Consider the following 25,691-nt stretch of genomic DNA (forward strand, 5'->3'; position numbering starts at 1 on the left):
TCGGGATCGGCGGGAGTGATCGGCCTCATCCTCCACCTCACCGCACCGATCATCCACTCCGTCCACCCCGCTATGCGGGGCCGCCGGGCGGGCGGCGGGAGGTGCGCCGGGGAGGACCGCGGCGGGTGCTGGCATCGCGCGGGACGGCGTGCCCGCCATCAAGAAGCGGCTGCGACACCGGTGGTTTCGCCGCCCGGAAGGGCGCCCGACCCGGCGCGCGCGGGCACCGGCGGCGGGATCGGGCGCCCCTCGCGCACCCACGCATCCCCATGAGAGCCGAGCGGTGTCTCCCGCCCTCGCGCTCTCGCGCCGGTTCGCCGGGGCGGGCCAATAGTTAAGACATTCTAAAGCGATAGCACCGCGAACGGGTGGCGGCGCATTAACCCGGTGTCAACCAAACGCCGGCATTCTGTGGCCATGACGCGCGGCGTTTCCTGGTTTCTCGTAGCCCCGCTCGTCCTTCTGGGCCTCTCCGCCTGCCGGTTCTCGCTGTTCGACCAGCGTGAAGCCTGGCGCTCGGAAGCTGAGGAACGGTGTCTGGCGGAGGGTCTCGTGCGGCCCTCCGCCTACACCACTCCGGTCCGGGAGATCAACGGGGCTGGCACCTGCGGCATGGATCACCCCTTCAAGGTGTCCGGCCTCGAGGACGGCCGCGTCGCGATAACCCCCACCGCGACCCTCGCCTGCCCGGTCACCTCGGCGGTGGACCAGTGGCTGACGCAGGCGGTGCAGCCCGCCGCCATCGCCTGGTTCGGGCAGCCCGTGGTGCGGGTGAAGCAGATGTCCTCCTATTCCTGCCGCAACATGAACGGCGCGGCGACCGGCAAGATTTCCGAGCATGCCTTTGGCAATGCACTCGATATCGGCGGCTTCGTGCTGGCGGACGGCCGGGAGATCTCGGTGAAGACCGGCTGGAAGGGCGCGCGCGACGAGCAGGGCTTCCTGCGCACCGTGCAGGCCACCGCCTGCGAGCGCTTCGCCACCGTGCTGGCGCCCGGCTCCAACATCTATCATTACGACCATATCCATGTGGATCTGATGCGCCATCTGGGCGGGCGCAACATCTGCAAGCCCACCGCCATCATGCCGCCTCAGCCCAATCCCCCGCCGCAGTGGGGAGCGCCACTGTCGGCGGGCGGCGTGCCGGGCGCCGGCATGGCCGGCGGGGCCGCGCCCGCCCCGGTGCCGGCCTCGGCGAGCATGGGCACATCGCCGGCCTACGGTGCCCCGGCGGTGGGCGCGCCGATCGAGCTCTCCCCTTCCGACGGCGACGGCGAGGCGGAGGGGAATCACGGTGTCGATCCCAACTACCAGTCGCCCCAGCCTGCCTCCGGCCAACCCGCCTATGGCCAGCCGGCCTATCCCCCGGCTGCCGCGCAGGCGCGGCCGGCCCAGCCGACCTATCCCGGCTATCCCACGGGCTATCGCCCGCCGGAACAGGCCCCCGCGCCGGCCTCCCGACCCGCGCCGAACGGCGTGCCACTGCCGCCGGCCGGCGTCCCGATGGTGCGCAACCGTGGCGCCGACCCTCTCGCGACGGGCTCGGTGGCGGGCGCCGCCCGCGGCTATGCCGAGGAGGCGCCCGCCTCGCCGGCCCGCAAGCCGTTCAGCTTCATCGCCCCGATCCAGCCGCCGGAAGCCGTTGCCGGCGAGGATTGACCGTCCCCGGCACTCCAGCCTTTTCTCCAGACCCGTTAGCGGATGCCCGGCCCATGAACCCCGCCCCCGAGAGACATCGTATCGCGGTCCTGTTCGGCGGCCGCTCCGCCGAGCACGATGTCTCCGTGCTGTCCGCCACCAATGTGGTGCGCGGGCTCGATCCCGGGCGCTACGACGTCGTGCCGGTGTTCGTCGCGCGGGACGGGCGCTGGCTGGAAGCCAGCTTTGTCGCCGGCGCCCTGTCGCTGCCGCCGGAAGAGACCGAACTCTGCCTGCTGCCCGGCGGCGGGGGCCGCCTGATCGCCCTTCCCCCGGGCGGGGCGCCCTGCGAGCGGCCGAAAATAGACCTGCTGTTCCCGGTGCTGCACGGGCTTCACGGCGAGGATGGCGCGGTGCAGGGACTGGCGCAGGTCGCCCGCGTGCCGCTGGTCGGCTGCGGCATTCTCGGTTCGGCCACGGCGCTGGACAAGGACGTGGCGAAGCGGCTGCTGGCGCAGGCGGGGCTTCCCGTCGCGCGGGCCGTCACCCTTCACCCCGGCGCGACCCCTTCGCTCGCGGAGCTTCAGGCGACGCTGGGGCAGCCGGTGTTCATCAAGCCGGCCCGGCAGGGCTCGTCCGTGGGGGTCAGCAAGGTGACGGGCGAGGCGACCTATGCCGCCGCGCTGGCCGAGGGCTTCCGCCACGATCGCAAGCTGCTGGCCGAAGAGTTCGTTCCGGGGCGCGAGATCGAATGCAGCGTGCTGGAAGACCCGGAGGGCAGCCTCCTCGTCTCCCGCCCGGGCGAGATCGTGCCGGCCGAGAGCCATGGCTTCTACACCTATGAGGCCAAATACATCGATGCCGACGGTGCCGCACTGAAGGTGCCGGCGGAGCTGCCGCCGGCGCTGGAAAGCGACATCCGGGCCATGGCGGCGGCGGCCTTCCGTGCGGTCGGCTGCGACGGCATGGCCCGGGTGGACTTCTTCGTCACGCCCGAGCGCATCCTCGTCAACGAGCTGAACACCATCCCCGGCTTCACCGACATCAGCATGTATTCCAAGGCGATGGCCGCCAGCGGCGTCGGCTATGCCGAGCTTCTCGACCGCCTCGTCGCCCACGCGCTGGCGCGGGCGGCGCGCGAGGGTTAGGTCCGGCGCGGGCGCGCGAGGGCTCAGGGCGCCGCGCCACCGGGTTCAGGGTGGTTCAGTCCAGCACGCTGTCGAGGCCGCGCTTCACGCCGGTCCAGCCCGAGACCTTGCGGGCCGCCAGCAGCGTTCCCGCCACATAGGGCCGGGCGGAGCTGCCGGCGTCGTGGCGAATCTGCAGCCGTTCGTCCGGCGCGCCGAGGATCGATTCGATGGAGAAGACGAAGGAGGGCATCCGCACCGAATGGATGCGGACCTCGCGCGGACCCTCGCCGATCGCGCCGCCGCGGCATTCGCGAAGACCGGTCACCTGGTCGACCGGCACGCTGGTCGCCGGGCGGCGAACCGCGGAGAGCGCTTCCGCCAGTTCGCGTCCCGAGCCGGAGGGGGCATCCGGCTTGCCCTGATAGGCGTAGTCGATGACCTCGACGTCATCGACATATTTGGCCGCCTCGAGCGTGAAGCGCTTCATCAGCGTGGCGGTGATGGAATAATTGCCGGCGGCGTGGACGCCCACGGCCTTCTCCCGGGCCCGGGCGTCGATCTCGTCATAATCCTGCGCGCCGAGGCCGGACGTGCCGACGACCACGTGGCGGCCGGCGTCGATCGCGGCGAAGACATGGTCCTTCACCAGATGCGGCCGGGTGTAGTCGATCACCACGTCCGACGGCACGGCGAGCGCCTCGGCGAGGGTGGCGACGACCGGAATGCCGTTCGGCGCCACCCCCAGCACCTCGCCGAGGTCGCGCCCCGCGGCGCTGCGGGACACCGCCACCGCCAGTTCGAGATCGGGGGCGGCAAGGATGCCGTGGGCAAGGGCGCTGCCGGTCCAGCCGGTGACGCCGGAGAGAAGAATGCGGATGGTCATGGACGACTCCCTTGGCGAGACGCGCAGTCTAGAGGGCGATCCGATCGGATTGAATCCGTCCGATCGGTCAATCCCCTCGGCTCGCGCGGCAGCGCCGCGGGCTCCGGCGGATGCCGGCGCCGGCAGGCGTTGAAGGTCGGGTGCCAGCCGGCCTGTAAGCCGGGTTCTGTATGGCGGGATCGCTCCCGCGTGACGGCCATTCCTCTGGGACGCCGGTTACCCGGCGCCTCGAGCAGTCAACCCGGGCGGCTGTCCGGAGACGGGACCTGAGGCGAAGCCTCGCGCCACCCCTATACGACTTTGCTCCCGGTGGGGTTTGCCCTGCCGCTTCCGTTGCCGGACGCGCGGTGCGCTCTTACCGCACCGTTTCACCCTTGCCGCGGGCGCACCCGCGGCGGTCTGATTTCTGTGGCACTTTCCCTGGGGTCGCCCCCGCCGGACGTTATCCGGCACCGTGTCCCCGTGGAGCCCGGACTTTCCTCGGCGCCCTTGCGGACGACGCGGCCGTCCGGCCGGCTGGCGCGGGAGCAATGGGCGAGTTGGAGGGTTCCGTCAACCCCATAGGCGGCCGGGAAGCCGGGCCGCCGAGGGAGGGCGGCGCTCCCTCACGCCCCATCCGGCGGCGCGCTGCCGGTGCGGCTGGCGCAGAGCCGGTAGAGCGTGGCGAGGGTCGAGACATCGGCGATCCCGTCCACCCGCGACCGGCGGAAATGCCGCTGGAAGGCCGTGACCACCGCCTCCGTGTGGGCGCAGAAGCTGCCATTCACCGGTACGTCATAGCCGTAATAGGCCAGCATGGCCTGCAGCGCCTCGATCGGCTGGCCGTGTTCGCCGCGCATGAAGTAGCGCCCATCCGTGGGCGGTTCCTCCGCGACCAGATGGCCGATTCCGGCGCGGTGCAGGGCGTCCCATGGGAATTTCTCGCCGGGGTCGCTCTTGCGCAGCGGCGCGACATCGGAATGGGCGAGTACTCGCGCCGGGGCGATGGCATGGCGGGCGACGATGTCCCGGCACAGGGCGATCACCGCCGCGATCTGGACCTCGGGAAAGGCGGGATAGCCGTGATCATGCCCGGGATTGGCGATTTCGATGCCGATAGAGCGCGAATTGATGTCCTGCACCCCCGCCCAGCTCGAAACCCCGGCATGCCACGCCCGGCGGGATTCCGCGACGAGCTGGAGGATGCGGCCGTCTTCCCGCACCACATAATGCGCGGAGACGCCACGGGCGGGATCGCACAACCACTCGATCGCCTCGTCGGTCGAGGCCATGCCGGTGTAGTGCAGCAGCAGCAGGTCCGGCCGGTCGACACCCTGGCGCGGGCCATGGTTGGGGGAGGCGCGCCATTCGGTGGCGAGAGGTGAATCCGGCTTGGAGCCGGCATCGTCAAGGGTCATTCGGGAGGCCGCCTGCACGGGTTTGCGCCCGGCAGCTAAACCCCCGCGCGCCCGGGTTCAACCGAATCTTAAGGTTCAGAGAGCGTTAATCCGCCGTGGGCGAGGGAATCGCGGCGGCGCGTCGTGGCCTTGTCCCCGCCGTTCCATTGACGCCTAAGCAGGCCCATGTCACCGCAGATCATCCCGCCTCATGAGCTCGATCGACGCTGGGAAGGGTGCCTTATGGCGCGCTCGGGCGTGGAGCGCGTCACGGCCGGGACACCGGGCCTGTCTGGCGAACGCCGTGGCCACGGCGCGCGCCCGCCGGCAGGCGCTTCGCGACCATGGGGTGACGCGGGAGTTCCGCGAGAAGGAGGCATGATGGCGGGTCGCGGTGATCTGGAGGCCGATCCCGCCGGCGAGCCGGCGCGTCATCTGCCGGTGATGCTGCGCGAAGTCGTCGCCCATCTCGGGCCGAAGGATGCCGGCACCTATGTCGACGGCACCTTCGGCGCCGGCGGCTACACCCGGGCCCTGCTCGCGGCGGCCGATTGCCGGGTGATCGCGATCGACCGCGACCCCACCGCGATCGCCGGTTCGGCCGCGCTGGTTCTGGCCCATCCCGGCCGGCTCGTCGTGGTGGAAGACGAGTTCGGCAATCTCGATGCGGTCGCCGCCGCCCAGGGTGCCGCGGCGGTGGACGGCGTGGTGCTCGACATCGGCGTCTCCTCGATGCAGATCGACGAGGGCGCGCGCGGCTTTTCCTTCCGCCGCGACGGGCCGCTCGACATGCGCATGTCCGGTTCCGGTGTCTCCGCGGCGGATCTCGTGGCGCAGCTTTCCGAAACCGAGCTCGCCAACCTGATCTTCCGCTTCGGCGAGGAACGCCATTCCCGTGCCATTGCCCGGGCCATTGTCAAGGCGCGGGCGAGCGTGCCGATCGAGCGCACGCTGCAGCTTGCCGAGATCGTTGCCGGCGTGGTGTGGGCGAAGCCGCACGAGCCCCACCCGGCCACCCGCACCTTCCAGGCGCTGCGCATTGCGGTGAACGACGAGCTCGGCCAGCTCGCCCGCGCGCTGGGCGCCGCCGAGCGCGTGCTGAAGCCCGGCGGCAGGCTCGTGGTCGTCACCTTCCATTCGCTCGAGGATCGGATCGTCAAGAGCTTCCTTAATGCGCGGGCGCGTCCCGCCGCCGGCTCGCGGCATCTGCCCGAGCTGCGCCAGGCGCCGCCAAGCTTCCGGCTCGTCGCCAAGGGGGCTGTGGAGCCGAGCGCGGAAGAGACCGCCGCCAATCCGCGCGCCCGCTCCGCCAAGCTGCGCGCGGCCGAGCGGCTCGACGCCCCGGCGCGCGATCTCGCCGATCTCGCCGGGCTGTTGCCGCCGCTTCCCGATCCCGACGCCCGGCGGTGAGGTCTGCGCCATGTTCCGCATTCTGAACGTCGTCTCCGTCCTCGCTTTGCTCGCCGCCGCCGGCGCGGTCTACCAGGTGAAGTATTCCTCCGCCTTCGAGGCACAGAAGATCGCCAAGCTGCGCGACGACATCCGCGCCGAGCGCGACCGCATCGCGATCCTCAACGCCGAATGGGCGCGGCGCACCTCGCCGGAACGCATCCAGTCGCTGGCCGAACATCACCTCGACATGCAGCCGCTCGACGTCGACCACCTCGACACGCTCGACAAGCTTCCCGCCAAGGCCGAAGCCAATGGCGACGCCCTTGGCGGCATGATCGAGGCGCTGGTGGACGGCCCGATCGTCACCAGCGCGCTGCCGAAGGGCGGCGACCGGCCTGCCGAGAAGCCGGCGGAAAAGCCGGTCGCGGCGCGTCCGGCGAGCACCGGCGCCGTGCGGGCACCTCTCCCGCTTTCCGCGGTTCCCCCGGCTGGCGTGATGGCGCCGGGCGGGATCGGCCGCATGCCCGCCCCTGCCGCCGGTCCCCTGATGACCGCGCCGGTGACCTCTGCCGTGCCCCTGCTGCCGCCCGGCAGCGTGGGCGAGTGAGACTGTCGGGAGTTTCGTGATGTTCAGCGCCCTGCACACCCGCCTGTCGAGCCTCGGCACCCGCATCGCCCGGGCGCCCGGTGCCGCCGGGCGCTGGTTGCTCGCCCTGCCGCGCCGCCTCTGGACCGGCCTTCGCGAGACGCTCCGCAACGCCTCGAACCGGGGCCGGCCCGACGCCAACGCGGTGGCTCGCGCCCGCATCGTGGTGTGCATGCTGGTGTTCGGAACGGTGTATGTGGTCATCGCCGGCCGGCTTGCGGTGTTCGCCTCGGCATCGGACAGCCAGCTCGGGCGCCGCATGGTGAACTCGGACGCGGTGGCCTCGGCCCGGCCGGACATCGTCGATCGTAACGGTCTGGCGCTGGCAACCGACGTGAAGACCGCTTCGCTCTATGCCGAGCCGAACCGGCTGATCGACGTCGACGAGGCGGTGGAAGCGCTGACCGCGGTATTGCCGGATCTCGATGCCCGCGAGCTGCGCGACCGTCTCGGTTCCAAGCGTGGCTTTGTCTGGCTGAAGCGTGAGATCACCCCGCAGCAGCAGCAGGAGGTCCACCGCCTCGGCCTGCCGGGCATCGGTTTCATGACCGAGAACCGGCGCGTCTACCCCGGCAACAGCCTCGCCGGCCATGTGCTGGGCACGACCAACATCGACAATCAGGGCATCGCCGGCATCGAGAAATGGGTCGACAGCCGCGGGCTCGCCGAGCTGCACCTCGCCGGCTTCGCCACCGACCGCCAGCAGCAGCCGGTGCAGCTCGCGCTCGACCTGCGGGTCCAGCACGTCATGCGTGACGAACTGTCGGAGGCGAAGGAGAAGTTCAAGGCGATCGCCGCCGCCGGCACCGTGGTCGACGTGCGGACCGGAGAGATCCTCGCCATGGTTTCGCTGCCGGACTTCGACGCCAATCAGCCGGCCATGGCACTCGACCCGAAGAACCTGAACCGCCTGACCACCGGCGTGTTCGAGATGGGCTCGACCTTCAAGGCGCTCACCTTCGCCATGGCGCTGGACAGCGGCAAGATCACCCTGAACAGCTCGATCGACGCCCGCGGCGCGCTGACCTTCGGCCGGTTCAAGATCCACGACTACCACGCCCAGAACCGGGCGCTCAGCGTGCCGGAGGTGTTCACCTATTCCTCCAACATCGGCACCGCCCGCATGGCGCTGATGTGCGGCGTGGACGCCCACAAGGCGTTCCTCAAGAAGATGGGCCAGCTCGACCGGCTGCGCACGGAGCTGCCGGAGAGCGCCGCACCCATCGTTCCGCGTAACTGGGGCGAGCTGAACACCGCCACGATCGCCTTCGGCCATGGCCTCGCGGTGGCGCCGCTTCAGGCGGTGATGGCGGTGAACGCACTGGTGAACGGTGGCTGGCTCATTCCGCCGACCTTCATGAAGCGCACCCCCGAGGAGGCGCAGGAGCTCGCCCAGCGCGTCATCAAGCCGGAGACCAGCGCCAAGATGCGCTATCTCCTGCGGGTCAATGCCGAGAAGGGCTCGGCCAGCAAGATGAACGAGATCGCCGGACCCTATTATCCCGGCGGCAAGACCGGCACGGCGGAAAAGGTCATCAACGGCCGCTATTCCAAGACCCGGCTATTGACCACCTTCACCGGCGTCTTCCCGATGGACGACCCGCATTATCTGGTTCTGGTCATCCTGGACGAGCCGCAGGCGGTGCCGGGCACCTATGGCTTCGCCACCTCCGGGTGGAACGCCTCGCCCACCACCGGCAAGATCATCAGCCGGATCGCGCCCCTGCTTGGCGAGATGCCGCGCAGCACGGTGCCGCCGGTTGACAGCCTGCTGAGCGGCTACAAGGTGGCGCAGGTCCAGTAGCGATTCGGCGCCGGTTCCGCGTGCGCCGGGCCGGCGTCCGCGATGTCGACAGTGCGCAGGCTTCGCCGGTTGCCTCCACCCCTCGCGGGCGCTGGCACCCCGGTCGGCAATGGGGGGAGAGGTCATGGCCGAGGTAGCCGGCGGGACAGCGGCCGCAACGGGCGCCGAGCGCACGCTCGCCGATCTGGTCGGTGAGGATGCCGACTATGCCGGTGCCGACCCGATGCGCGCGGTGCGGGCACCGGCGCTGGACAGCCGTGTCGTGGCGCCGGGCGACGTCTTCTTCGCCCTTTCGGGGGAAAAGCTCGACGGTTCCCGCTTCATCGGCGATGCGGTCGCGCGCGGGGCGGTGGCGGTCGTGGCCGAGGGCGGGAGACCGGCAGGGCTCGATCCTGCCATCGGCTTCGTCCGGGTCGGCAATGCCCGCCGCGCCGTGGCGCTGGCGGCGTCCCGGGCCTTTCCGCGTCAGCCCCGCGTCATCGCCGCTGTCACCGGAACCTCGGGCAAGACGTCGGTGGCCGCCTTCGTCCGGCAGATCTGGCAGAGGGCTGGCCATGCCAGCGCCAGCCTCGGCACCCTCGGTGTGGTGGCACCCTCCGGGGCGGTGTACGGGTCGCTGACGACGCCCGATCCGATTGCTCTGCACCGCACGCTGGACCGGCTCGCCGGCGAAGGTGTTGACCATCTGTGCGTGGAGGCGTCCTCGCATGGCCTCGACCAGCACCGCCTCGACGGGGTGCGGATTGCGGCGGCGGCCTTCACCAATCTCTCGCGCGACCATCTCGACTACCACCCCACGATGGAAGCCTATCTCGCCGCCAAGCTGCGTCTGTTCCGCGATCTGGTGCCGCGCGGGGGCGGCGCGGCTGTCTGGGTCGACACGGCCGAAGGCGGCCATGTCGCCGACGTCGCCGCCGATCACGGGCTTGCCGTGCTCGGCATCGGCACGACCGGGGCGGGAATCGCGCTGCTCGAGCGCGCCGATGACGGCCTTGGCCAGCGCCTCGTGGTGGAGCACGAGGGGCGCCGCCATGTCCTTCGGCTGCCGCTGGTGGGCGCGTTCCAGGCCGCGAACGCACTGGTCGCGGCCGGCCTCGCCCGGCTCACCGGCACGCCTGCGGGCGAAACCTTCGCGGCGCTGGAGCGGCTGGAAGGGGTTCCGGGACGGCTGGAGCTGGTCGGCACCCGCAACGGCGCGGGGGTGTTCGTGGACTACGCCCACAAGCCGGATGCGCTCGCCAATGCGCTAGCCGCGCTGCGGCCCTATGCGCGTGGCCGGCTCATCGTCGTCTTCGGCTGCGGCGGCGACCGCGACCGCGGCAAGCGGCCGATCATGGGCGGGATCGCCGTGCGCGACGCCGACATCGCGATCGTCACCGACGATAATCCCCGCAGTGAAAATCCCGCCGCAATTCGCGCCGAAATACTGGCGGCGGCGCCCGGGGCGTGGGACATCGGCGACCGTGCGGAAGCGATCCGCGCCGCCGTCGATCTCCTTGCCGAGGGCGACGTGCTGCTGATCGCCGGCAAGGGGCATGAGACGGGCCAGATCGTCGGCGGACAGACATTGCCGTTCTCCGACCGCGACTGCGCGGTGGCGGCGCTCGGGAGGGAGTGAGAATGGCGAGGTCGGACGGGGGCGGAACGGGCCCGGTGCTGTGGACGCCGGAGGCCCTGGCTGCCGCGACGGGGGGCGAGCGTGCCGGCCACGGCGCCGAGGTTCTGTCCGGCGTTTCCATCGATACCCGCACACTGAAGGCTGGTGATGTCTTTTTCGCCATCACCGGCGAGCGCTCCGACGGGCACGATTACGTCGGCGCGGCGCTGGAGCGCGGCGCGGGGCTCTGCGTCGTCTCCCGCGACGGCCAGAGTCGCATCGCCGCCGGGCTGCCCGCTGATGCGTCGCTCCTCGTCGTTGAGGATGTGCTCACGGCACTGGAGTCGGCGGGTCGTGCCGCCCGTGCCCGCACGGCCGCGCGCATCGTCGCGGTGACCGGCTCGGTCGGCAAGACCACCACCAAGGAATCGTTGCTGCTGGCGCTCGGGGCGGATGGTCCGACCCATGCCTCTGCCGCTTCCTACAACAATCACTGGGGCGTACCGCTCTCGCTGGCACGCATGCCGGCGGAAAGCCGCTACGGCGTGTTCGAGCTGGGGATGAACCATGCGGGCGAGATCACGCCGCTGACGGCGATGGTGCGCCCGCACATCGCGATCATCACCACGATCGAGCCGGTGCATATCGCGCATTTCTCGGGCATCGAGGGGATCGCCGATGCCAAGGCCGAGATCTTCACCGGCGTGGAGCCGGGCGGGGCGGCCGTGCTCAACCGCGACAATCCGCAGTTCGGCCGGCTGGAGCGCGCCGCCCGCGCCGCCGGCATCGGCCATGTCGTCGGCTTCGGCGAGGCCGAGGGCGCCGAGGCCCGGCTGCTGAGCGTGGCGCTGCGGCCGGAAGGCTCGGCCGCGACGGCGGACATACTGGGCGAGACGGTGAGCTTCAAGCTCGGCCTGCCGGGCCGCCATATCGTGCAGAACGCGCTGGCGGTGCTCGCCGCCGCCAGGCTCGCAGGCGCCGACCTCGCCCTCGCCGCGCTGGGCCTCGCCGCGCTGGCGCCGCCGCCGCGGCGGGGCGTGCGCACCGTTCTGCATGTGAAGGGTGGCGACGCCCTGATGATCGACGAGAGCTACAACGCCAATCCCGCTTCGATGCGCGCGGCGCTGGCGGTGCTCGGCAACACCCCGGTCGGGGCGCGCGGCCGCCGCATCGCCGTGCTCGGCGATATGCTGGAGCTGGGCGATGTGGGGGAGGACCTGCACCGCGGCCTCGCCGCCGATGCGGCGGAGGCGGCGGATCTGGTGTTCTGCGCCGGGCCGCTGATGCGCATGCTCTACGAGGCGCTGCCGCCCAACCGGCGTGGCGGCTGGGCCGCCGATGCCGCCGCGCTGGTGCCGACGGTGGCGAGCGCGCTGCGTGGCAACGACGTGGTGATGGTGAAGGGCTCCAATGGCAGCCGCATGGGCGCGCTCGCCCAGGCGCTGATCGAACGGTTCCATGCCGAGGGCGGCGTGGGCGCGGAAGGTTGAACCGATGCTGCAATGGCTTGCCCAGTTCCACGAGAGCCTGCCGGCCCTCAATGTCTTCCGCTACATCACCTTCCGCACCGGCGGCGCCATCATCACGGCGCTGCTGTTCGTGTTCCTGTGCGGGCCGGCGATCATCACCCTGCTGCGGCTGAAGCAGGGCAAGGGCCAGCCGATCCGCACCGACGGGCCGCAGTCGCACCTGCTGACCAAGAAGGGCACGCCCACCATGGGCGGCCTGATGATCTTCTCGGGGCTGATGGTCGCGACGCTGCTGTGGGCCAACCTCGCCAATGTCTATGTGTGGGTGGTGCTGTGCGTCACCATCGGCTTCGGGCTGATCGGCTTCTACGACGACTATCTCAAGGTGACGAAGCAGACCCATAACGGCCTGTCGGGCCGGACCCGGCTCGCCATCGAGGCGCTGATCGCCGGCACCGCGGTGGTGGTGATCATGCACGCCGGCCGGGCGCCGCTGTCGAGCTCGCTCGCCTTCCCGCTGTTCAAGGACCTGGTGATCGATCTCGGCTGGTTCTTCGTCATCTTCGGCGCCTTCGTCATCGTTTCCGCCGGCAACGCGGTGAACCTGACGGATGGGCTCGACGGCCTCGCCATCGTTCCGGTCATGGTCGCCGCCGGCAGCTTCGGGGTGATTTCCTACCTCTCCGGCAATGTGCTGTTCGCCGATTATCTCCAGATTCACTACGTCGCGGGAGTGGGCGAACTCGCGGTGATCTGTGGCGCCATCATCGGTGCGGGCATCGGCTTCCTGTGGTTCAACGCCCCGCCGGCGCAGATCTTCATGGGCGACACCGGTTCGCTGGCGCTGGGCGGCCTTCTCGGCACCATCGCGGTGGCGACCAAGCATGAGATCGTGCTCGCCATCATCGGCGGCCTGTTCGTGCTTGAGGCGGTGTCGGTCATCGTGCAGGTGATCTCGTTCAAGCTCACCGGCAAGCGCGTCTTCAAGATGGCGCCGATCCACCACCATTTCGAGCAGCTCGGCTGGACCGAGCCGCAGATCGTGATCCGGTTCTGGATCATCGCCGTCGTGCTGGCGCTGATCGGCCTGTCGACCCTCAAGCTGCGCTGACGGTGCCGGCACGGGCCAGCACCTTCGCCACATTCCCGGCGTGGACCGCTTCATACGGCTCGAAATAGCTGATGCCCGGCAGGGCGAAGATGTCGGGGGCGAAGTCGCGCAGCGTGCGGGTCGCGAGGTCGGGCTCGGCCCGGCAGAGCAGCAGGCGGCGGACGTAGAGTTCGGTCGCCGTGATCAGCTCGCGGCCATAGCCGCCGGCGGCGATGACCGCCTCGGCGCCGTGATTGGGCAGGATGCGACGGAACGGCAGGCCCGCCATCCGGGCGAGGTCCGCCAGATGGGCCTCGAGCCGCTCCGGCTCGGCGACATAGGTGATCGGCTCCTCCAGCGTGTCGCCGGCCAGCAGCAGATCGTGGGCGGGAACCAGCAGCACGACGCCGTCATGGCTGTGGATGTCCGCCGGGTGCAGCTCAACCGCAAGCCGCCCGACCTCCAGCGACAGCGAGCCCTCGAAGGTGCGGTTGGGCAGTACCAGCGGCCGGATCGGCGGATCGGCGCTCTCGATGGCGGCCCGGTTGGCCAGCAGCGCCTCCAGCGTCAGGCGGTGGGCGATGATCTCGCAATCGGCGAAGACCTCGTTCCCGGCGACATGGTCGTCGTGCCAGTGGCTGAGGACGACGCGGATGCGCGTAACGCCCGCCGCCTCCAGCCGCCGCCGGATCAGGGTGGCGTGAGCAAGAGAGATGTGGGTGTCGTAGACCAGCGCCTCCTCGCCGTCGATCACGGCATAGGAGGCGCAGCCGAGGGCGAAGGCCCCGTCATCCAGCCAGTTCGGCGCGTCCGACCAGGCGCGCACGCCGGGAATGCGCCCGTCATAGAAGGCGAGGATGCCAGGATAAGGCTCCAGCACACGCAGGGTGCTGCCGAGTTCGATCTTCGCCATGTTTCCTACCGCCCCGCCATCGTCTTCCCGGATGCCGCGCGGCAGCATACAGCGCCCCGGCCCGGCGTGAAGCGCCGGAAGCCACATTCCGCCCCGCCTGAAAATGGGTTAGCCAAGGCAGCACGCCCGGCAGGAACCTGATCGCCATGATTCCCGTGACTTCCCTGAAAGACCGTTCCGTCGCCCTGTTCGGACTCGGCGGCTCCGGCCTTGCCACCGCGCGGGCGCTGATGGCCGGCGGCGCGCAGGTCACGGCCTTCGACGACGCCCCGGCCTCGGTCGCGCGGGCTGCGGAGGAGGGAATCCCGACCGCCGATCTCAGGGGACTCGACTGGTCGTCGCTCGCGGCGCTCGTGCTCGCGCCCGGCGTACCGCTCACCCATCCGGAGCCGCACTGGAGCGTGCGGCTGGCCCAGGCGGCCGGTGTGGAAGTGATCGGCGATATCGAGCTGTTCTGCCGCGAGCGGCGGCTGGCGCCGCGCCGCTCGCCGCTCGCCGCCATCACCGGCACCAACGGAAAGTCGACGACGACCGCCCTGCTGGCCCATCTCATGCGGGTCGGCGGCCGGGATGTGCAGATCGGCGGCAATTTCGGGCCGGCGATCCTGTCGCTGGAGCCGTCACGGGCGGGGCGGGTGCATGTCATCGAATGCTCCTCCTACCAGATCGACCTCGCCCCTTCGCTCGACCCCTCTGTCGGTATCCTGCTCAACCTCTCGCCCGACCATCTCGACCGCCATGGCTCCATGGCGCACTACGCCGAGGTGAAGGAGCGCCTGGTGGCGGGGATCGAGGCCGGGGGCACGGCGGTTGTAGGGGTCGATGACGCGTGGTGCGCCGCCATAGCCGACCGGATCGAGGCCGCGGGCACCCATGTGGTGCGCCTGTCGATGCGCCGCCCGCTGGAGGACGGCATCTTCCTGGAGGACGGGCTTCTGGTGGTGAGCGAGCGGGGCATCCGGGTGCAGACGGTGTCGCTGGCCGGCATCAACGCGTTGCGCGGCACCCACAACGCCCAGAACGCGGCAGCGGCCTTCGCCGCCGCGCGGGCGCTGGGCCTCGCGCCGGAAGTGATCATCCACGCCCTGCGCAGCTTTCCCGGCCTTGCCCACCGCATGGAAGAGGTCCGGCGGATCGGCGAGGTAATCTTCGTCAACGACTCCAAGGCCACCAATGCGGATGCGGCGGAGCGGGCGCTGTCCAGCTTCGAGAACATCTTCTGGATCGCCGGTGGCAAGCCCAAGGCCGGCGGCATCGCCCCGCTGGCGCCCTGGTTCGACCGGGTTCGCAAGGCCTATCTCATCGGTGTCGCGGCAGATGACTTCGCCGCCACCCTCGGCGAGGCCGTGCCGCATGAGTTGAGCCACACGCTCGAGGTGGCGGTTGCCGCCGCCGCCCGTGACGCGGCCGCGGTCGGGGGGCCGGCGGTGGTGCTGCTCTCTCCCGCCTGCGCGAGCTTCGACCAGTTCCCCAATTTCGAGGTCCGCGGCGACCGCTTCCGCGCTCTGGCCCAGGCGCTGGGCTGAACCCGCCTCCGCTTTTCCCCAGCCGGGGAGGCTGCCCGGCGCATTAAGGCCGCGTCAACCTTAACCGTCCGATACTGCGGCGAAGCTGCGTGGTGTCGAGCGGAGAAGGGCGTCCATGATCTCGCGTGCCGAACGGACGGTGGTCGGCGAATGGTGGTGGACCGTCGACCGGCTGCTGCTGGGGGCGCTCGCCGCGCTCATGATCATCGGCATCGTGCTGGCGCTGGCGGCGAGCCCGCCGGTGGCCGCGCGGCTGGGCATCGCCGATCCGTTCCACTTCGTGAACCGCCAGGTGGTGTTCCTGCTGCCGGCGCTGTTCGTGCTGATCGGAACCTCGTTCCTCTCGCCCCGGCGCATCCGGCGTCTGGCGCTTGTGCTGTTCTTCGTGTTCCTGTCGCTGCTGTTCGCCACGCTCGTTGCCGGCCCCGAGGTGAAGGGCGCCCATCGCTGGCTCAACATCGCCGGCATCACGGTGCAGCCCTCGGAATTCCTGAAGCCGACCTTCGTCATCATCGCGGCGTGGCTGTTCTCCGAAAGCGTTCGGCGGCCGGAGATGCCGGGTCAGCTCATCGCCTTCGGGCTGCTCGGCGTCGTGATTACCCCGCTGGTGCTGCAGCCGGATTTCGGCCAGACCATCCTCATCTCGCTGGTCTGGGGCAGCCTGTTCTTCCTGGCGGGGCTGCGCATCGCTGCGGTGTTCGCGCTGGGCGGCATCGGCGCCGTCGGGCTGCTCATCGCCTATCACACGGTGCCGCACGTGGCGAAGCGCATCGACCGCTTCATGGACCCGGATTCCGGCAGCTCCTACCAGATCGACGTCGCCACCGACAGCTTCCTGCATGGCGGCTGGCTGGGCCAGGGGCCGGGCGAGGGCACCTACAAGCGCATCCTGCCCGACGGCCACACCGATTTCATCTTCGCCGTGGCGGCGGAGGAGTTCGGCGCCTTGCTCTGCCTGATGCTGCTGGGGCTGTTTGCCTTCATCGTGCTGCGCGCGCTCTCCCATGCGCTGCGCGACGAGGACCCCTTCGTGCGGTTCGCGGTCTCCGGCCTCGCCATCCTGTTCGGGCTGCAATCCGCCATCAACATGATGGTGAACCTGCACCTGATGCCGGCGAAGGGCATGACGCTGCCCTTCGTCTCCTATGGCGGCTCCTCGCTGATCTCCCTGGCCTATGGTATGGGCATGCTGATCGCGCTGACGCGCCGGCGGCCGCGCAGCGCCACGCTGGCGGAGCTGGAGCGCCACAGCGCCGGCCGCGCCCGGGCCAAGGCGGCGGCCTCGGCGCCGGCGGCCTCGGCGCCGGCTCCGGCCACGGCGGCATGAGCGGGGCACGGGCATGAGCGCATCCTCGCAGCCGGGAGTGACCCCGGTCGTTCTTCTCGCCGCAGGCGGCACCGGCGGGCACCTGTTCCCGGCGGAGGCGCTGGCCGGTGCCCTCTCGGCACGCGGCATCGTGGTGGACCTCGCAACGGACGAGCGCGCCGCCCGCTATGCCGGGCATTTCCCGGCGCGGCAGATTCACATACTGCCCGCCGACACGGTGCGTTCGCGCAGCCCTCTCGCGCTGGCGCGCACGGCGCTGTCGCTGGGCTCCGGCATTGCGAGGGGCGTCGGCCTGATGCGCCGTCTGCGGCCGGCGGTGGTGGTCGGTTTCGGCGGCTATCCCACGGTGCCTCCCATTCTCGCCGGCGTCATCGGGGGCAGGCCGACCCTCATCCACGAGGCCAATGCGGTGCTGGGGCGGGCCAATGCGCTGCTCGCCCCGCGCGTCACCGCCATCGCCACCGGCTATCCCGATATTCTCGCGGCCCGGCCGGCGCTTGCCGCCAAGGCGCGTCATACCGGCAATCCCGTGCGTCCGGCGGTGCTGGCGGTCACGGGCGTTCCCTTCGCCCCCATGGCGGGCGAGACCTTCCATCTGCTGGTCTTCGGCGGCAGCCAGGGCGCCAGCGTCATGAGCGCGATCGTCCCGCCGGCGGTGGCGCGGCTCGCGCCCGCCCTGCGGGCCCGGCTCTCCATCGTCCAGCAATGCCGGCAGGAAGACCTCGCCCGCGTCGAGACGGCCTATGCCGAACTCGGTGTAAGGGCGGAGCTGGCGCCCTTCTTCGCCGATCTGCCGGCCCGCATGGCCCGGGCGGATTTCGTCGTCGCCCGTTCCGGCGCCTCCACCGTGGCGGAACTCTGCGTGATCGGGCGGCCCTCGCTGCTGGTGCCGCTGCCCCATGCCCTCGACCAGGACCAGCTCGCCAATGCGAGGGCGCTGGCCGATGCCGGCGGGGCGCTGCTGGTGCCCCAGAGCACCTTCACCCCGGAGCGACTGGCGGCGGAGCTGGAGCGCGTGGCCGCAACGCCGGAGCCCCTGCTCGCCATGGCCACGGCAGCACGGCGGCTTGGCCGGCCCGATGCCGCCGAGCGGCTGGCCGATCTCGTCGCCGAGCTGGGCGGCCTTTAGCGCCGGGTCGGCCGGGGATGACGCCGCCTGCGGCGTCGTCTATTGCTCCGCGCCGCTGGCGCGCTGCGTCACCACCGCGCTTTCGGGCGCCGCCTTCGCCGTGCCTGCCTCCGAACCGCCAAGGACGACGACCCCATGAAGCTCCCGCTCTCCCTCGGTCTCATTCATTTCGTCGGAATCGGCGGCATCGGCATGAGCGGCATCGCCGAGGTGCTGCACAATCTCGGTTATCAGGTGCAGGGTTCGGACGTCGCCGAGAACGCCAACGTCAAGCGCCTCGCCGGGCTCGGGGTGAAGGTGCTGATTGGCCATGCCGGCGAAAACATCGAGGGCGCGCAGGTCCTGGTGGTCTCCTCCGCCATCCGCCGCGACAATCCCGAGCTGGTTGCCGCCCGGGCCAAGCGGCTGCCGGTGGTGCGGCGGGCGGAGATGCTCGCCGAGCTGATGCGGCTCAAGAGCTGCGTCGCCATCGCCGGCACCCATGGCAAGACCACCACGACCTCGCTGGTCGCCACGCTGCTCGACGCCGGCGGACTGGACCCCACGGTCATCAATGGCGGCATCATCAACGCCTATGGCACCAATGCCCGGCTCGGCGGCGGCACCTGGATGGTGGTGGAGGCGGATGAGAGTGACGGCACCTTCCTCAAGCTGCCGGCCGAGGTGGCGATCGTCACCAACATCGACCCCGAGCATCTCGACCACTTCAAGACCTTCGACGCCGTGAAGGACGCTTTCCGCGCCTTCGTCGAGAACCTGCCTTTCTACGGCTTCGCGGTCATGTGCACCGACCACCCGGTGGTGCAGGCGCTGGTCGGCCATATCCAGGACCGCCACGTCATCACCTATGGCGCCAATCCGCAGGCCGATGTGCGGCTGACCGAGATCGATCTGCGCGGCGGCCGCAGCCGCTTCAGCGTGCTGTTCCGCGACCGCGACGGCGCGGTGGTGCACGAGCTGCGCGATCTCGTGCTGCCCATGCCGGGCCACCACAACGCGCTGAACGCGGTGGCGGCGGTCACGGTCGCCCATGAGCTCGGTGTGCCGGACGAACAGATCCGCGCCGCGCTCGCCGGCTTCGGCGGGGTGAAGCGCCGCTTTACCCTGACGGGTGAATGGAACGGGGTGTCGGTCTTCGACGATTACGGCCACCACCCGGTGGAGATCGCGGCGGTGCTGAGGGCGGCGCGGGCCTCGACCGAGGGACAGGTCGTCGCCATCGTGCAGCCGCACCGCTTCACCCGTCTGCAGTCGCTGTTCGACCAGTTCGCCACCTGCTTCAACGACGCCGACCATGTCATCGTGGCCGATGTCTACCCGGCGGGCGAGGCGCCGATCCCCGGCATCGATCGCGACCACCTGGTCGAGGCGTTGCGCGCCCGCGGTCATCGCTCGGTGACGGCTCTGCAAGGGCCGGAGGCACTGGCGGGGCTGGTGCGCGGGCTGGTGAAGCCGGGCGATTATGTCGTGCTGCTCGGGGCCGGCAACATCACCCAATGGGCCTACGCGCTGCCCAAGGAGCTGGCGGCGTGAGCGGCGGAGAGCTCGCGGCCGATCTTGCCGCGCGGCTGCCGGAGCTGCGCGGCCGCCTGACCGCCAGCCAACCGCTGGCGGAACTCACCTGGTTCCGCGTCGGTGGACCGGCCGAGGTGCTGTTCACCCCGGCCGACGAGGCCGACCTTGCCTATTTCCTCGCGGGCCTGCCGGCGGACATCCCCGTCACCGTGATCGGGCTCGGCTCCAACCTCATCGTCCGCGACGGCGGCGTGCCGGGTGTGGTGATCCGGCTCGGCCGCGGGTTCGGGGACATAGCGGTGGAGGAGGGCTGTCGTCTGCGTGTGGGCACGGCGGTGCCGGATGTGAAGCTCGCGCGGGCGGCCGCCGAGGCCGGCATCGACGGCCTCGCCTTCTACCGGGGCATTCCCGGCGGCATCGGCGGGGCGCTGCGGATGAATGCCGGCGCCCACCAGGGCGAGACGCGGGACGTGCTGCTGGAGGCGCGTGCGGTGGACCGGCAGGGGCGGGTGCATGTGCTGTCGCATGCCGATTTCGGCTTCTCCTACCGCCATTCCGAAGCCCCGACGGACCTCGTCTTCACCAGCGCGCTCTATCAGGGTCGTCCCGGCGACCCCGCTGCCATCCTCGCCGAGATGCACCGCATCACCGCCGCCCGGGAGGCGTCCCAGCCGATCCGGGAGAAGACCGGCGGCTCGACGTTCAAGAATCCGTCCGGCCACAAGGCGTGGCAACTGGTGGACGCCGCCGGCTGCCGTGGCCTGCGACGGGGAGGCGCCCAGGTGTCGGAGATGCACTGCAACTTCCTGATCAACACCGGGGGCGCCACGGCCGCCGAGATCGAAGGTCTCGGCGAAGAGATGCGGGCGCGGGTGAAGGCCACCTCCGGCGTCGAGCTGGAATGGGAGATCAAGCGGATCGGCGTGCCGGCTTCCTGAACCGCCGCAGTGGAGAATGCCATGTCCAAGCATGTCGCCGTCCTGATGGGCGGCTGGTCGGCCGAGCGCGAAGTGTCCCTGCGCTCCGGGGCCGCCTGCGCCCGGGCGCTGGAGAGCGTGGGATACCGGGTGACGCGGGTCGATGTCGGCCGCGACCTCGCCGAGGTGCTGGGCCGGCTGCGGCCGGACGCAGCGCTGAATGTGCTGCACGGCCGACCCGGGGAGGACGGCATGGTGCAGAGCGTGCTGGAGATCCTCCAGATCCCCTACACCCACTCCGGCGTGCTGGCCTCCGCCCTCGCCATGGACAAGGCGCTGGCCAAGGTGGTGATGGCGGCCGCCGGGATTCCCGTGCCGGAGGGTCTCGTGGTCTCGCGTGCCGAAGCGGCGCGCGGCCATGTGCTGCCGCGTCCCTATGTGCTGAAACCCGTCGCCGAAGGCTCGTCCGTCGGGGTGTTCATCGTCCGCGAGGACGCCGAGCACCCGCCGCAGGAGCTTTTCCGCGACGACTGGCCTCATGGCGAGCGGCTGCTGGCCGAACGCTACATACCGGGGCTGGAGCTGACCTGCGCGGTGATGGGGGACGAGCCGCTCGGCGTCATCGAAATTCGCTCCGAGCTAAGGTTCTACGACTACGAAGCAAAATACGCTCCCGGCGGTTCCGTCCACATTCTGCCGGCACCGCTTTTACCGAATGTTTACCAAAAGGTACGGATGCTGTCCCTCACGGCGCACCGCGCGCTCGGCTGTCGGGGCATCAGCAGATCGGACTTCCGTTATGACGACCGGACCGGAGACGAATCCGGCCTGGTCTGTCTGGAGGTCAATACGCAGCCCGGAATGACCGAGACGTCGCTTGTGCCGGAACTCGCGGCCCATGCGGGCTTCTCGTTCGGCGAGCTTGTGAGATGGATGGTGGAGGACGCTTCTCTCGATCGGTAACCCCCCGGCAGGCGCCGGAAGGGGCGGGGAGAAGCACGTCGTGGCGCGAGGAGCGACCGCGCGCCGCAGACCGCTTCGTCATCGGCGCCAAGCGCCTGATGGTCGCGCTGTCCGGCTCGCGGCTCGCCAATGGCGGGGGTATCTGGCTGCTGGCCGCCTTCTACGGCGCCACCGCGGCCTATGGCGTGCATGTCGGCGGCCATGTGCCCGCGGTGGTCGAATCCGGCCGGGACATCGCCGATGCGGCCGCCAACGTCGCCGGTTTCAAGATCCGCACCGTCAATCTGGCCGGGCAGAACCACGTCACGCCGGGCGAGATACTTGCGACCGCCGGGGTCAAGCCGACCTCATCGCTGCCCTTCCTCGATGCCGAGGCCGCCCGCACCCGGCTGGAGGAACTCGCCTGGATCAAGCGCGCGACGGTGCAAAAATTCTATCCCGATCGGCTCGACATCCAGGTGGTGGAGCGGGAGGGTTACGCGCTGTGGCAGAAAGACGGGAAAATCAACGTCATCGCCCGCGACGGCACCATCATCGCCCCCTATTCCGACGACCCGCGCTACGTGAAGCTCCCTATCGTGGTGGGTGAAGGCGCGGAGGCCCATGTCGTTGAGATCGTTGAGGCCCTTGATCTCGTTCCCGGCGTGCGCGATCAAGTAAGGGCAGCGATTCGCGTGGCTGATCGCCGCTGGACCCTTAAACTTCGCAACGGAATCGACGTTCGCCTTCCAGAGACCGGCGTCGACGGCGCCCTGGCGTCGCTCGCCGTTCTGGATCGTGACAAATCACTGCTTTCCCGGGACATCATCGTGGTGGATTTGCGCCTCGCCGACCGCGTCACCGTCCGACTCTCGGACGCCGCCTACGAGGCGCGGCAGGCCGATCTCAAGGCGAAGGCCAAGGCCGCCAAGAAGGGGGGCAACACGTGAAGCCCCGCGCCCCCTTCGAGATCGCCCCCAAGATGCGGCCGGTGCCGCCCCGCCGCAGCGCGGTGGTGGGCGTGCTGGACATCGGCACCTCCAAGATCGTCTGCCTGATCGCCCGGCTGAAGCCGCGCAATGCCACCGACGCGCTGCGCAGCCGCACCCATGCGGTCGAAATCCTCGGCATCGGCCATACCCGCTCGCACGGCATGAAGGGCGGCGCGGTGGTGGACATGGAGCGGGCGGAACAGTCGATCCGCCGCGCGGTCGACGCAGCCGAGCGGATGGCCGGTGTGCAGATCGCCTCCGTGGTTTGCGCGGTGTCCGGCGGCCGGCTGGGGTCGGAGCATTACGTTGCCGAGGTCGACCTGCCCGATCCGGCGGTGGCCGAAGGCGATATCCGCCGCGTGCTGGACGCCGCCTCCACCTTCGCGGTCGGCGACGGGCGCTGCGTGCTGCACGCGCTGCCCGTGGGCTATGCGCTCGACGCGGTGACCGGCATTTCCGAGCCGCGCGGCATGCTCGGCCGGCGCCTCGGCGTCGATCTTCACGTCATCACCGCCGATGTGCCGGCGGCGCGGAACCTGCTGCTGTGCATCGAGCGCTGCCATCTCGGCGTCGAGGCGATGGTGGCGGCGCCCTATGCCGCGGCCCTGTCGACCCTTGCCGACGACGAGGCGCAGCTCGGGGTCACCCTGCTCGATTTCGGCGCCGGCACCACCACGGTGGCGGTGGTGTCGCAGGGCCACTGCGTCTATGTCGACGGCGTCGCGCTCGGCGGCCAGCACATCACCAACGACGTCGCCCGCGGCCTCTCGACCCGCCTCGTCGACGCCGAGCGGCTCAAGACCCTGCATGGCGGGGTGATGGCGGTGGCGGCGGACGATCGCGAGATGCTGACCGTTCCGGCCATTTCGGACGACGACCGCGACCTGCCGCATGCCGTGCCGAAGTCGCGCCTGCTGCACATCATCCGCCCGCGCATCGAGGAGACGGTCGAGCTGGTGCGCGACCGCCTCGTTGCCTCCGGCCATGCCGCCGAGGCGGGACGCCGCATCGTCCTCACCGGCGGCGCCGCCCAGCTCATGGGCCTGCCGGAAATCGTGGGAAAGATTCTCGGGCCGCAGGTCCGTGTGGGTCGTCCGCTCGGCATTTCGCGCCTGCCCGAGGCCGCGCGCGGCGCGCCCTTCGCGGTGGCGGCCGGGCTTCTGGTCTACCCGCAGGTCGCCGGCCTCGAGCATTTCGAAGCCCGTCGGCATCGCGGGTCGCATGGCGCCGACGGCTACCTTTCACGCGTCGGAAACTGGCTGCGGGAGGCCTTCTGACGTGATCACACAAATCCGCGCCGGCGGAACCGGCACTGCAGGGATGAGGACAGGGCTTCGGCCCGCCGGCGTAAGGGGACAACAGCAATGACCATCAATCTTCAGGTTCCAGATATCCGCGAACTCCGTCCCCGGATCACGGTGTTCGGCGTCGGTGGCGCCGGTGGCAACGCCGTCAACAACATGATCACCGCCGGGTTGACCGGCGTCGATTTCGTTGTCGCCAACACCGATGCGCAGGCCCTCAGCCTTTCCAAGGCCGAGCGCATCGTGCAGATGGGCGTCGCCGTCACCGAGGGCCTGGGCGCCGGCTCGCAGCCCGAAGTCGGCCGTGCCGCCGCCGAGGAAGCGCTCGACGAGATCCGCGACCACCTCGCCGGGGCGCATATGGTGTTCATCACCGCCGGCATGGGCGGCGGCACTGGCACCGGCGCCGCGCCGGTCATCGCCCGCGCCGCCCGCGAACTCGGCATCCTCACCGTCGGCGTCGTGACCAAGCCCTTCCACTTCGAGGGCCAGCGTCGCATGCGCATCGCCGAGATGGGCATCAACGAGCTGCAGAAGGGTGTCGACACCCTCATCGTCATCCCGAACCAGAACCTGTTCCGGGTCGCCAACGAGAAGACCACCTTCGCCGATGCCTTCGCCATGGCGGACCAGGTGCTCTATTCCGGCGTCGCCTGCATCACCGACCTGATGGTGAAGGAAGGCCTCATCAACCTCGACTTCGCCGACGTCCGCGCCGTGATGCGCGAGATGGGCAAGGCGATGATGGGCACCGGCGAGGCCTCCGGCGAGCAGCGCGCGCTGCATGCGGCCGAGGCGGCGATCGCCAACCCGCTGCTGGACGAAGTGTCCATGCGCGGTGCCCGCGGCCTCCTCATCTCCATCACCGGCGGCAAGGACCTCACCCTGTTCGAGGTGGACGAGGCGGCGACCCGCATCCGCGAGGAAGTCGATCCCGACGCCAACATCATCCTCGGCGCCACCTTCGATCAGTCGCTGGACGGTCTGGTCCGCGTCTCCGTCGTCGCCACCGGCATCGACCCGGCGGTGATCCCCGAGCAGATCGGCCATGGCCTGTCGAACCTGCCGGACCTCGGCGGCCGCCGGGTTTCCAATGCCGGCCGCGCCGCGGTCGAGGCCAAGCGCGACGCCGCCCTGCGTTCCGTCGCTTCGGCGCTGACCGAGTCGCAGCCGGCCGACAGCTACGAGCCCGCCTTCGCGGCCCCCGCCCGCGGCGAGCACGTCTACCAGCCGGAGGCGGCCTACCAGCAGCCGGCCCATGCCTATCAGCCGTCCTATCAGCAGCCCGCCCCGGCGGCTTCGGTGGACGACGTCACCATCCGCCCGGCGGCGCCCAAGCCGGCGCTCTATGTCGAGCCGGAGCCCCAGCCGGTCTATGAGGAGCAGCCCGACGACCGGCACCAGCCCTTCATTCCGCCGGCGGCGGAGCGGCCGGACCAGCGCATGCCGCGCATGCCGCGTGTCGAGGAACTGCCGATCCCGGCGCAGAACCAGATCCGCGCCGCCCGCGGCGAGCCGACCGAGCATGCCCATGCCGACAAGAAGCGCATGACGCTGCTGCAGCGCCTCGCCAGCGTCGGCCTCGGCCGCCGGGAAGAGGAGGACGCCGGCGACCCCCCGGCTGATATGCGTCCGGCGGTTCGCCGGGCGCAGCAGCCGAGCGAGAACCGCTCGCTGAACGACATGCGGCCGGAGGCGGAGTCCGAGTTCGCGAAGCGTCCGGCTCATCGCGCCGCCGATCCCTATGGCCGGCCCGCCGGTGCCCGGCCGCAGGACGAGGATCACCTCGACATCCCCGCTTTCCTGCGCCGGCAGGGCTGAGGCGGGCGGCGATCCGCCGCCGCGAGCCTGAAACACGGCGTAACAAAGTCGATTCCGCGGCGCGGCATCCCCAGCCCAGGGGTGCCGCGCCGTTTTTCTATTTAATTGGTTTTAAACGATTTTTTGCCACGCTGCCGTCGGGTGCACCACGGTAACAGACGGTAAGCAAGAGTGATTTGGCATGCCACGGTGCGGTGGCTAGTTTGCCCCACATAAGAAGCGACGGCCGCGATTCTGGCGCCAGCCTGAAAAATGACGGTCGATCTTGGTGGTTTAGGGG

At 70.3% G+C, this 25,691-nt stretch carries 20 protein-coding genes and 1 other RNA gene; 17 read left to right on the forward strand and 4 right to left on the reverse strand.

The genetic code is table 11. The features are described 5' to 3' along the window. Positions 1-417 precede the first annotated feature (417 nt). Both KHC27_RS06365 and KHC27_RS06370 read left to right on the forward strand, forming a co-directional pair. Positions 418-1,659, forward strand: coding sequence for an extensin-like domain-containing protein (locus tag KHC27_RS06365; protein ID WP_213336445.1), 1,242 nt, complete (start codon positions 418-420; stop codon positions 1,657-1,659). Between the two features lie 53 nt (positions 1,660-1,712). After that, positions 1,713-2,786, forward strand: a complete 1,074-nt coding sequence (locus KHC27_RS06370; protein WP_213336448.1) for a D-alanine--D-alanine ligase family protein — start codon at positions 1,713-1,715, stop codon at positions 2,784-2,786. Between the two features lie 55 nt (positions 2,787-2,841). Here the strand turns inward: KHC27_RS06370 and dapB are convergent, their stop codons facing one another. From dapB to KHC27_RS06385, 3 genes are all read right to left on the reverse strand, one after another. Further along, positions 2,842-3,651 (reverse strand): 4-hydroxy-tetrahydrodipicolinate reductase, encoded by an 810-nt coding sequence (gene dapB, locus KHC27_RS06375; RefSeq protein WP_213336451.1) that lies wholly within the window; start codon positions 3,649-3,651, stop codon positions 2,842-2,844. A gap of 139 nt (positions 3,652-3,790) precedes the next feature. Continuing rightward, positions 3,791-4,171: RNase P RNA component class A (gene rnpB / locus KHC27_RS06380), an RNA gene on the reverse strand. Positions 4,172-4,256: 85 nt separating this feature from the next. Next, positions 4,257-5,048 carry an N-acetylmuramoyl-L-alanine amidase gene (locus KHC27_RS06385; protein WP_213336454.1) on the reverse strand — a complete coding sequence of 264 codons (792 nt, stop codon included), beginning with the start codon at positions 5,046-5,048 and terminating at the stop codon, positions 4,257-4,259. A 357-nt stretch (positions 5,049-5,405) separates the two neighbouring features. Between KHC27_RS06385 and rsmH the strand changes: the two genes are divergently transcribed. From rsmH to mraY, 6 genes are all read left to right on the forward strand, one after another. After that, positions 5,406-6,437, forward strand: coding sequence for a 16S rRNA (cytosine(1402)-N(4))-methyltransferase RsmH (gene rsmH, locus KHC27_RS06390; protein WP_425514862.1), 1,032 nt, complete (start codon positions 5,406-5,408; stop codon positions 6,435-6,437). 10 nt (positions 6,438-6,447) lie between these two features. Beyond that, positions 6,448-7,026: a cell division protein FtsL gene (ftsL, locus tag KHC27_RS06395; protein ID WP_213336460.1), complete on the forward strand. Its 579-nt coding sequence runs from the start codon at positions 6,448-6,450 to the stop codon at positions 7,024-7,026. 19 nt (positions 7,027-7,045) lie between these two features. Beyond that, on the forward strand, positions 7,046-8,869 hold the full coding sequence (locus KHC27_RS06400) for a peptidoglycan D,D-transpeptidase FtsI family protein (protein ID WP_213336463.1): 1,824 nt from the start codon (positions 7,046-7,048) through the stop codon (positions 8,867-8,869). A gap of 124 nt (positions 8,870-8,993) precedes the next feature. After that, positions 8,994-10,487: a UDP-N-acetylmuramoyl-L-alanyl-D-glutamate--2,6-diaminopimelate ligase gene (locus KHC27_RS06405; RefSeq protein ID WP_213336466.1), complete on the forward strand. Its 1,494-nt coding sequence runs from the start codon at positions 8,994-8,996 to the stop codon at positions 10,485-10,487. Between the two features lie 2 nt (positions 10,488-10,489). Beyond that, positions 10,490-11,956, forward strand: coding sequence for a UDP-N-acetylmuramoylalanyl-D-glutamyl-2,6-diaminopimelate--D-alanyl-D-alanine ligase (locus tag KHC27_RS06410; protein ID WP_213336469.1), 1,467 nt, complete (start codon positions 10,490-10,492; stop codon positions 11,954-11,956). Positions 11,957-11,960: 4 nt separating this feature from the next. Continuing rightward, positions 11,961-13,046 (forward strand): phospho-N-acetylmuramoyl-pentapeptide-transferase, encoded by a 1,086-nt coding sequence (mraY, locus tag KHC27_RS06415; protein WP_213336472.1) that lies wholly within the window; start codon positions 11,961-11,963, stop codon positions 13,044-13,046. On the opposite strand, the gene KHC27_RS06420 is transcribed toward mraY, so the two are convergent. After that, positions 13,033-13,938, reverse strand: coding sequence for an MBL fold metallo-hydrolase (locus KHC27_RS06420; RefSeq protein ID WP_213336475.1), 906 nt, complete (start codon positions 13,936-13,938; stop codon positions 13,033-13,035). The genes mraY and KHC27_RS06420 overlap by 14 nt on opposite strands. Positions 13,939-14,084: 146 nt before the next feature. Between KHC27_RS06420 and murD the strand changes: the two genes are divergently transcribed. The 9 genes from murD (at position 14,085) to ftsZ (ending at position 25,411) form a co-directional block, all read left to right on the forward strand. After that, positions 14,085-15,464 carry a UDP-N-acetylmuramoyl-L-alanine--D-glutamate ligase gene (murD, locus tag KHC27_RS06425; RefSeq protein WP_213336478.1) on the forward strand — a complete coding sequence of 460 codons (1,380 nt, stop codon included), beginning with the start codon at positions 14,085-14,087 and terminating at the stop codon, positions 15,462-15,464. A gap of 115 nt (positions 15,465-15,579) precedes the next feature. Further along, positions 15,580-16,791, forward strand: coding sequence for a putative lipid II flippase FtsW (gene ftsW / locus KHC27_RS06430; RefSeq protein ID WP_213336481.1), 1,212 nt, complete (start codon positions 15,580-15,582; stop codon positions 16,789-16,791). 13 nt (positions 16,792-16,804) lie between these two features. Beyond that, the gene (gene murG / locus KHC27_RS06435) at positions 16,805-17,920 is read left to right on the forward strand and encodes an undecaprenyldiphospho-muramoylpentapeptide beta-N-acetylglucosaminyltransferase (protein ID WP_213336484.1); all 1,116 of its coding nucleotides are present in this window, start codon (positions 16,805-16,807) and stop codon (positions 17,918-17,920) included. 135 nt (positions 17,921-18,055) lie between these two features. Continuing rightward, positions 18,056-19,453 (forward strand): UDP-N-acetylmuramate--L-alanine ligase, encoded by a 1,398-nt coding sequence (gene murC, locus KHC27_RS06440; RefSeq protein WP_213336487.1) that lies wholly within the window; start codon positions 18,056-18,058, stop codon positions 19,451-19,453. Continuing rightward, on the forward strand, positions 19,450-20,373 hold the full coding sequence (gene murB / locus KHC27_RS06445) for a UDP-N-acetylmuramate dehydrogenase (protein ID WP_213336490.1): 924 nt from the start codon (positions 19,450-19,452) through the stop codon (positions 20,371-20,373). The genes murC and murB overlap by 4 nt, the downstream gene beginning before the upstream one ends. Before the next feature lie 21 nt (positions 20,374-20,394). Further along, the gene (locus tag KHC27_RS06450) at positions 20,395-21,315 is read left to right on the forward strand and encodes a D-alanine--D-alanine ligase (protein WP_213336493.1); all 921 of its coding nucleotides are present in this window, start codon (positions 20,395-20,397) and stop codon (positions 21,313-21,315) included. Positions 21,316-21,413: 98 nt separating this feature from the next. After that, positions 21,414-22,244 (forward strand): cell division protein FtsQ/DivIB, encoded by an 831-nt coding sequence (locus KHC27_RS06455; protein ID WP_246519699.1) that lies wholly within the window; start codon positions 21,414-21,416, stop codon positions 22,242-22,244. A gap of 32 nt (positions 22,245-22,276) precedes the next feature. Continuing rightward, a complete protein-coding gene (gene ftsA / locus KHC27_RS06460; protein ID WP_213336550.1) occupies positions 22,277-23,563 on the forward strand; it encodes a cell division protein FtsA in 1,287 nt (428 codons plus the stop codon). An 87-nt stretch (positions 23,564-23,650) separates the two neighbouring features. Beyond that, positions 23,651-25,411, forward strand: a complete 1,761-nt coding sequence (ftsZ, locus tag KHC27_RS06465) for a cell division protein FtsZ (protein ID WP_213336498.1) — start codon at positions 23,651-23,653, stop codon at positions 25,409-25,411. The last annotated feature ends 280 nt before the right edge of the window (positions 25,412-25,691 follow it).

The sequence above is a fragment of the Ancylobacter lacus genome, assembly GCF_018390635.1.
In the GTDB taxonomy this organism is placed as follows: Bacteria; Pseudomonadota; Alphaproteobacteria; order Rhizobiales; family Xanthobacteraceae; genus Ancylobacter; species Ancylobacter lacus.